The organism is Nocardiopsis trehalosi NBRC 14201 (assembly GCF_001552555.1).
Lineage (GTDB): Bacteria > Actinomycetota > Actinomycetes > Streptosporangiales > Streptosporangiaceae > Nocardiopsis_B > Nocardiopsis_B trehalosi.
This window is the reverse complement of record NZ_BCRK01000251.1, coordinates 1-6,977: the sequence shown is the minus strand read 5'-3', so window position 1 is coordinate 6,977 and position 6,977 is coordinate 1. Positions and strand designations below refer to the sequence as shown.

General features: G+C 74.7%; 8 protein-coding genes. 1 reads left to right on the top strand and 7 read right to left on the bottom strand.

The features are described from left to right. Positions 1-44 precede the first annotated feature (44 nt). From NT8_RS26295 to NT8_RS29635, 6 genes are all read right to left on the bottom strand, one after another. Positions 45-305 (bottom strand): acyl carrier protein, encoded by a 261-nt coding sequence (locus NT8_RS26295; RefSeq protein ID WP_067975241.1) that lies wholly within the window; start codon positions 303-305, stop codon positions 45-47. After that, a complete protein-coding gene (locus NT8_RS26290) occupies positions 305-1,558 on the bottom strand; it encodes a ketosynthase chain-length factor (protein WP_067975238.1) in 1,254 nt (417 codons plus the stop codon). Before NT8_RS26290 ends, NT8_RS26295 begins: the two co-directional genes overlap by 1 nt. Continuing rightward, positions 1,555-2,832, bottom strand: a complete 1,278-nt coding sequence (locus NT8_RS26285) for a beta-ketoacyl-[acyl-carrier-protein] synthase family protein (protein ID WP_067975235.1) — start codon at positions 2,830-2,832, stop codon at positions 1,555-1,557. Before NT8_RS26285 ends, NT8_RS26290 begins: the two co-directional genes overlap by 4 nt. A 146-nt stretch (positions 2,833-2,978) precedes the next feature. Beyond that, positions 2,979-3,794 carry an AfsR/SARP family transcriptional regulator gene (locus NT8_RS26280; RefSeq protein WP_084469300.1) on the bottom strand — a complete coding sequence of 272 codons (816 nt, stop codon included), beginning with the start codon at positions 3,792-3,794 and terminating at the stop codon, positions 2,979-2,981. A 948-nt stretch (positions 3,795-4,742) separates the two neighbouring features. Beyond that, positions 4,743-5,219, bottom strand: coding sequence for an SRPBCC family protein (locus NT8_RS26275; protein WP_067975229.1), 477 nt, complete (start codon positions 5,217-5,219; stop codon positions 4,743-4,745). Positions 5,220-5,389: 170 nt separating this feature from the next. Continuing rightward, complete coding sequence (locus NT8_RS29635; protein ID WP_157515984.1) at positions 5,390-5,554, bottom strand: hypothetical protein; 165 nt, start codon at positions 5,552-5,554, stop codon at positions 5,390-5,392. A 358-nt stretch (positions 5,555-5,912) separates the two neighbouring features. On the opposite strand from NT8_RS29635, the gene NT8_RS26270 reads away from it, so the two are divergent. Beyond that, entirely contained in the window at positions 5,913-6,140 is a 228-nt protein-coding gene (locus tag NT8_RS26270) for a hypothetical protein (RefSeq protein WP_067975227.1), read from the top strand. Positions 6,141-6,183: 43 nt separating this feature from the next. Here NT8_RS26270 and NT8_RS26265 read toward each other — a convergent pair whose 3' ends face one another. Beyond that, positions 6,184-6,765 carry an HD domain-containing protein gene (locus tag NT8_RS26265; protein ID WP_067975225.1) on the bottom strand — a complete coding sequence of 194 codons (582 nt, stop codon included), beginning with the start codon at positions 6,763-6,765 and terminating at the stop codon, positions 6,184-6,186. Between the last annotated feature and the right edge of the window lie 212 nt (positions 6,766-6,977).

The following is a 6,977-nucleotide window of genomic DNA, read 5'->3' as shown; positions in this document are numbered from 1 at the left end:
GCGGGCGCCCGCCCGCCGGGACCGGCGGGCGGGCGCCGGACCGGCTACGCCGGTTCGGTGGCGGCCTGGTTCACACGGGCCAGGAGGTCGCGGGGGGTGGCGGCCTCGGCGACGGCGCCGTCGTCCACCCGCACCCCGTAGTCGCGCTGGATGCGCGCGACCGCCTCCAGCAGCGCGATGGAGTCGTACTCCAGCTCCTCGAACGGCGTGTCGAGGACGGCGTCGTCGTCCCAGGCCAGGGACTCGGGGCCGCCCGCGCACTCGCGCAGGATCCGGCCGAGGTCCGTTCCGGTGATCTCTCGCATTACCGCTCCTCGTCGTCGGTGGACATGTGGCGGGCCGGTGCGCGCAGCACCAGCGCCGAGTTGAAGCCGCCCTCGCCCCGGGCGAGGACGAGCACCGTCGCCAGGCGGGCCGGCCTCGGGGCGCCGACCACCAGATCGATGCCGTACTCCGCCGGCACCCGGGTGACGTTCGCCGTGGGCGGCACGACGCCCTCCCGCAGGGCCAGCAGCGCCGTCGCCAGGTCGACCGCCGACCCGCCGCACGACATCCGGCCGGTGGCCGCCTTCGGCGCGGTGACCGGGACCCGGTCGGCGCGCGCGCCCAGCACCCCGGTGATGGCGGCGCACTCGGCGCGGTCCGGATCGGGGTGGCCGGCGCCGTCGGCGAAGACGGCGTCGACGTCCTCGGGGGCGGCCCCGGCGTCGGCCAGGGCGGTCTCGATCGCCCGGCGCAGACCGGGCTCGCGGCCCGAGTCGGGCGGCGGGTCGAACGTCGCGCCGTACCCGGCGATCTCGCCGTAGCCGCGGCGGCCGCGCCGGGCCGCGTGGTCGGCGTCCTCGACCACCAGGAAGGCGCCGCCCTCGCCCACCACGTGCCCGCAGGCGTCGGCGTCGAAGGGCAGGTAGGCGCGGTTGGGGTCGTCGCGGCGGCTGAGCCGGCCGTCCGCCAGCAGGTGGGTGAAGCCCCACGGGCACAGCGAGGCGTCGGCGGCCCCCGTGACGACGACGCCGGTGCCGCCCCGCACCCGCCGCCGCGCCGTCGCGGCCGCGTCGAGCCCGCCCGCCTGCCCGGTCACCAGGACGCCGCCGGGGCCGCGCATGCCGTGCCGGATGGAGAGCTGGCCGGTGTTGACCGCGTAGAACCAGGCGAACGACTGGTAGGCGCTCACGTGCTCGGCGCCGCGGCTCCACAGCTTCTCCAGTTCGTGCTGGGCGAACTCGAAGCCGCCGGACCCGCTGGCGGTGACCGCGCCCATGCCGTACTCGGGCAGGTCGGCCGGGTCGATGCCGGCGTCGTCGAGCGCCCACGCGCCCGCCGCGAGCGCGAACCGGGTGACCCGGTCGGTCTGCGGGAGCAGGCGGCCGGGCAGCTCGGCCGCCGGGTCGAAGCCGACGACCTCCCCGGCGAGCCGCACGGGGTAGCGGGAGGCGTCGAAGCGGGAGATGCGGTCGATGCCGCTCTTGCCGGCGAGGGTGGTGGACCAGTACGCCTGCGTGCCCACGCCGGTGGGGGCGATCACGCCGATGCCGGTGACCACGGCCGCGGGGCTCATCGGCGGGCCCCCGGTCCGGTCAGCACCATCGCGCTCTGGAAGCCGCCGAAGCCGCTGCCGACGCTGAGCACGGTGTCGGTGCGCCACGGGCGGCTCTCCAGTGGCACGTAGTCGAGGTCGCACTCGGGGTCGGGCGTGTGCAGGTTGGCGGTGGGCGGCACGGTGTCGTGCGTGATGGCGAGCGCGCAGGCGGCGAGTTCGATGGAGCCGATCGCGCCGAGGCTGTGGCCGACCATGGACTTCAGGGAGCTGACCGGGACGGCGCGGGCGTGCTCGCCCAGGGCGGTCTTCACGGCGGCGGTCTCGTGGCGGTCGTTCTGCTTGGTGCCGGAGCCGTGCGCGTTGACGTAGTCGACGGCGGTCGGGTCGAGCCGCGCCTGGTCGAGGGCGGCGGTGATGGCGGCGGCCATCTCGCGGCCGTCGGGCCGCAGCCCGGTCATGTGGTAGGCGTTGCAGCGCGACGCGAACCCGGCGACCTCGGCGTACACGCGCGCCCCCCGGCGCAGCGCGTGCTCGCGCTCCTCCAGCACGAACATGGCCGCGCCCTCGCCGAGGACGAACCCGTCGCGGTCGCGGTCGAACGGACGCGACGCGGTCGCGGGGTCGTCGTTGCGCGGCGTGGTGGCCTTGATGGCGTCGAAGCAGGCCGCGGTGATGGGCGAGATCGGGGCGTCGGTCGCGCCCGTGATCATGATGTCGGCGGACCCCTCGCGGACGGCCTCGGCGGCGTGGCCGACGGCGTCGAGCCCGGAGGTGCAGCCGGTGGAGACCACCGCGGCCGGGCCCTCGGCGCCCGCCCGCCAGGCGACCTCGCGGGCGATCGACCCGGGCACCAGGTAGTCGTGCAGGTGCGGGTCGGCGTAGGCGGGGTCGACCAGCCACTCGCGCCCGCTGTCGCTGAGCACGGTGTACTCGGCCTCCAGGCTCATGGTGCACCCGACGGCGGTGCCCACGCTGGTGCCGAGGCGGTGCGGGTCGAACGTGCCGGGTTCCAGGCCGCTGTCGGCGAGGCACTGGTCGGTGCAGACGGCGGCGAACTGGGCCGCCCGGTCCATGCGCCGGATCTCGCGCGGGGTGAGCCCCTCGGCGGCGGGGTCGAAGTCGCACTCGGCGGCCACCCGCGACCGGAAGGGGGAGGCGTCGAAGAGCGAGATGGAGCGGGTGGCGGTCCGGCCGGAGCTGATCAGCTCCCAGAAGGAGGCGATGGTGTTACCGCCCGGTACCACGGCGCCCATGCCGGTGATGACGACTCTGCGTTCTCTGTCCACGGCCATGTACCACGTCCGTTCGTCCTCGGCGGCGGGGGCGAAGCGCCGGTGATCAGGTTCAAGTCGCGATCGCACCATGCGGCGCTCGAACGGCGGTGGACGCCCCCTTGACCTGTGCGGCCGACGGCGCGGGCGCCGCCGGCCCGAGCGGCTCAGAACCGTCCGATCGCGGCGATGTCGAGCGCGGAGACGGTCGGCCCGGGGTCGCGCAGGCGTTCGTCGTCGCGCAGGATGCCGACGTGGAACCGCTTGATCTCGGCGGAGGGCTCCAGGCCGAGTTCGCGGTCGAGCGTGGTCCGCAGGCGCTGGTACACCTGGAGCGCCTCGCCGCGGCGGCCGGCCCGCGACAGGGCGCACATGAGCTGGCCGTAGAACCACTCGTTGAGCGGGTGGCGCTCGGTGAGGGTGCGCAGCTGGGAGATGGCCTCGCGGTTGCGGCCGAGGCGCATCTCGGCGGCGATCTTGAGTTGGAGGGTCTCGACCCGCAGCTCGTCGAGCAGCACGGCGTGGCTGTGCAGCCGGCGCCCGTGCGGGACGTTCTCCAGGAACTCCCCCCGCCAGAGGTCGAGCGCCGCGCACAGGCGGGCGTGCGCGTCGGCGGGGCGGCCCCGGTCGAACAGGGCCCGCCCCTCGCGGGCCAGGCGCTCGAAGGCGTTGGCGTCGACCTGGTCGTGCGGCACCGTGATGGTGTAGCCGGGGGAGCGGGTGCGCAGGGCGCCGCCGATGGGGTGGCCGGGGAACTCGGCGCGGAACGCCTTTCTCAGCTGGTAGACGTAGGTCTGGAGCGTGGTGGCGACGCTGCGCGGCGGGGAGTCGCGCCAGAGTTCGTCGATGATCGCGTCCGTGCCGACGACGGTGTTGGCGTTGACGAGGAGCAGGGCGAGGACCTGGCGCATCTTCGTGCCGCCGGGCGAGTAGGAATTGGTGGTGTGAACAATTTCCAGCGTTCCGAGAGTTTTGTAACTCATGTCCACGTTCGATCCCAAGAAATCGGCAACCGCCGAAGGGGCGATCGTTCACTTGTGCATGTCAGCGATTATTTTCACCGCGCTTGCGGATTGTCAACGTTGCTACCCGGTCGTCGGCGGGTCGGTGACGTGCGAGAATGCGTTTTCCTTAATGGGGCCCGCGGTGCGCGGCGCGGAAATACGCGCGGACAAAGGGAATCCCGGGGAATATCGGAGTACGCGGCGGTGGCTCCCCAATTGTTCCGCCGATGCGTCCGCGCCCCCGGCCGCGTGGACGTCGGCGCCGGGGCGGCGGGGGCGGTGCCAGGCCGGTGATTCCGGCCGCGCGGTCCATCACCGGAGCGGAGGCCGGCCGAGGGCGGCGCGGGGCGACGCGGGAGACCTGGGCCGCCGCGGCCGGAGGGCGCGGTCGGCCCACTCAACCGACGCGGCCACGCCCCGCCGACGGAAATGAACCCCTCCTCCGCCCCGACCAAGACCCCCATTCAAGCCCAGCCGAATCCCCCACCCCATCCCCGCCCCCACACGCCCCGCGCCGGCCACCCACACGCCCCGCGCCGGGCACCCGCGCCCGCCGTCCCGCGCCTGTCCAGCCCTGGCGTCCCGCCGCCCGCGCCGCCGACCGTCCGTGCCCGCCCTTGGCGCCGGTCATCGGCGCCCGGCCTCCGAGGGGGTCGGCGATCGGCTGATCTCGCGCCATCCGCGTCGGCCGGCCCGACCGGGCGGCTCCGGCGCTGCGCGGGGCCTTCCCCACCTCACCCCGCGCCCCGCTCGTCCCGCACCGGCGCCGCAGGGCGCATCGGCAAGGGGGCGGCGCCCCGGCATCGCCGCCCGGCTCGGCGCGTGCGGACCCCCGGCATCGTGCCACCCGGTGCGGGCCGGTCCGTGGATACGGTTCCGCTCCCAGTGCCGGTACCCCCTGCGGTTCGTCCACCGGTCGGGGTGAGGTCAGGGCCGCTCCGCCGCGGCCGCCGCGCTGCGGGCGCGCGCCTCGATCCGGTCGCGGAGGACGAACATCTGCTGGTGGCCGCGCCGGTCGATGGCGGCGGTCGCCGCCACGTCCGCCGCCGTCGCGCCGGGCGGGAAGGCGTATTCCGCGCGGCAGCGGAGCTCCACCCCGCTCGGCATGGCGCGGTACGTCCACAGCAGGTGGAAGAACATGTAGGGGGCGGGGTCGAGCCGGCGGGTCCGCACGGTGCGGGCCACCGGGTCGGCCGTGCGCTCCGACGTCCACTGCTGCACGGTGCCGTCCGGCAGCGGCTCGCGGGTGAGGCGGACGACCGTCGTCGCACCGCGGCGCTCCAGGATCTCGACGTCCGCGTATCCGAGGAACAGGTCCGGCCAGGATTCGACGTCGTTGGTCATGTCCCAGATCAGGCCCATGGGCGCGTCGATGACGATGGCGTGTTCGAAACTCTCGGCCATGCTCGGCTCCGTCCTGGTCGCGGGGCGGCGGACGGCCTCCCTTCGGCGGCGTGCGGGCGGTCCGGTCCCGCACGGCCCGGTGGGGCCGCCGCTCACCGGGGACCCTCCCATCCCGTCCTCGACCCCGCCTGAACCCCCGCTCGACGCCGCTCCCTCCGCTCCGCCGAGGATCAGGGGCGCCGCCGCCGCTCCGCGGCGTAGGCGGCCGCGAAGAAGACGACGCCGAGCACGATGCCCAGGCCGATGTCACTGAGGAGGAGGCCCACCACGAAACCGATCAGCCCGGCGACCCATGGCCCGAGGCCCCGCCGTGCCGGACGCGCGTCACTGTCCATGCCCCCATCCTGGGGAACGGCGCCGTTCTCCGGTAGACACGGCACTCATGCCCTTCCGATGACATCCGTCATGCCGGGCGCCGCCGCCACGGGGACACCGGGGCGCCGGGTCACCCGGGGGCCCGAGCGGCCCTCGGGAATCCACGGCGGCGCGGTCGGCCTGTTCCAGGACGGATCTTTCCCGTGACCGCGCCCGTCGGCACCCGACGCGGGGCCGGGAGCGTCGGCACGGAGCGCCGTCCCGCGACGGGACCGGGCATGGCGGCAGCGGACGGGGCGGGCGAACGCGGGCGACCCTGGACGTGATAGGAAGTCCGGCGAACGGGCGGCGTGCGCCGCTCTGAGAGCTGGTGATGACATGAGCGGTATCGGCAGATGGAGCCTTGGTATCGGTGCGGTGCTCCTGCCCGTATCCGTGCTCTGCGTGGTGCTCGGCGCGGTCTCGGCCGGGGTGATCACCGGCATCTTCGGTCTACTCGCCGTCGGTATCGCGGGCTATGACGCGCTCTACGAATGGCTGGGCCGCGTCCAGCTGCGCCGTCGCGCGGCCAGAGCCCGCGAGGGCCGCCGCCCCGAGGCCTCCTGACCCGCGCGCCGTCCGCGCGCGACCCCGAACGCAGCCGGCCGGACTACAGTTCCGGCTTCGAGTCGCGCGCACGGTGCATCCACGCCAAGGGGGCGCGGCCCAGCGCCGCCTCGGCGAGGCGGCGCCCCGCCGCCGTCCGCAGCCCGGCGAGGGACGAGTCGATCCACGCCTGCGTGTCCGTTCCCTGCGCCCGGTACTCCACCGCCTGCAGCAGGCACTCCAGCCGATCGGCGTCCTTCGCGCACACCGACTCGCGCGACTCCCTCGCCTCGTACTCCCCGACCGCGTCCCCGATCACCTCGGCGAGGCCTTCGGGCAGGCCGGCCGTCTGGTCCGCGGTGACCTCCTCGTTGGGGGCCGCCTTCAGGTACCGCTTCGCGACGTAGGGGACGTCGGTGAGCCGCGTCTCCTGGGTGTCGTGGAACAGGGCCAGGAACGCGGCCCGCTGCGGGTCGGCGCCCTCCATCGACGCGATCACCGCCGCCGCGATGGCGGTGCGGTGCGAGTGGTCCGCGATGGACTCCGGCGCGGACACCCCCGCGATCGTCCATCCCGTCCGCTTGTAGCGCTTGAGCAGCCCGACCTCGTACAGGAAGTCGACGGTCGCGGTGTCCTGTCCGGTCATGTGGGGCGCCTTCCTGCCTGTCGGCCGGGGTGACGTGGAGGTGGTGTCGACCATCCTCCCAAGGCCGGCGCGGGGCGCACGGGGGGAACTCCGCCGACCGGTCGGACCCGCGAAGTCACACCTTCGGCAACGACGAAGGTCCGCCGCTGTGCGACGGACCCTGGTCTACCTGCGGAGGATCGGGGATTTGAACCCCGGATCGGGTTGCCCCG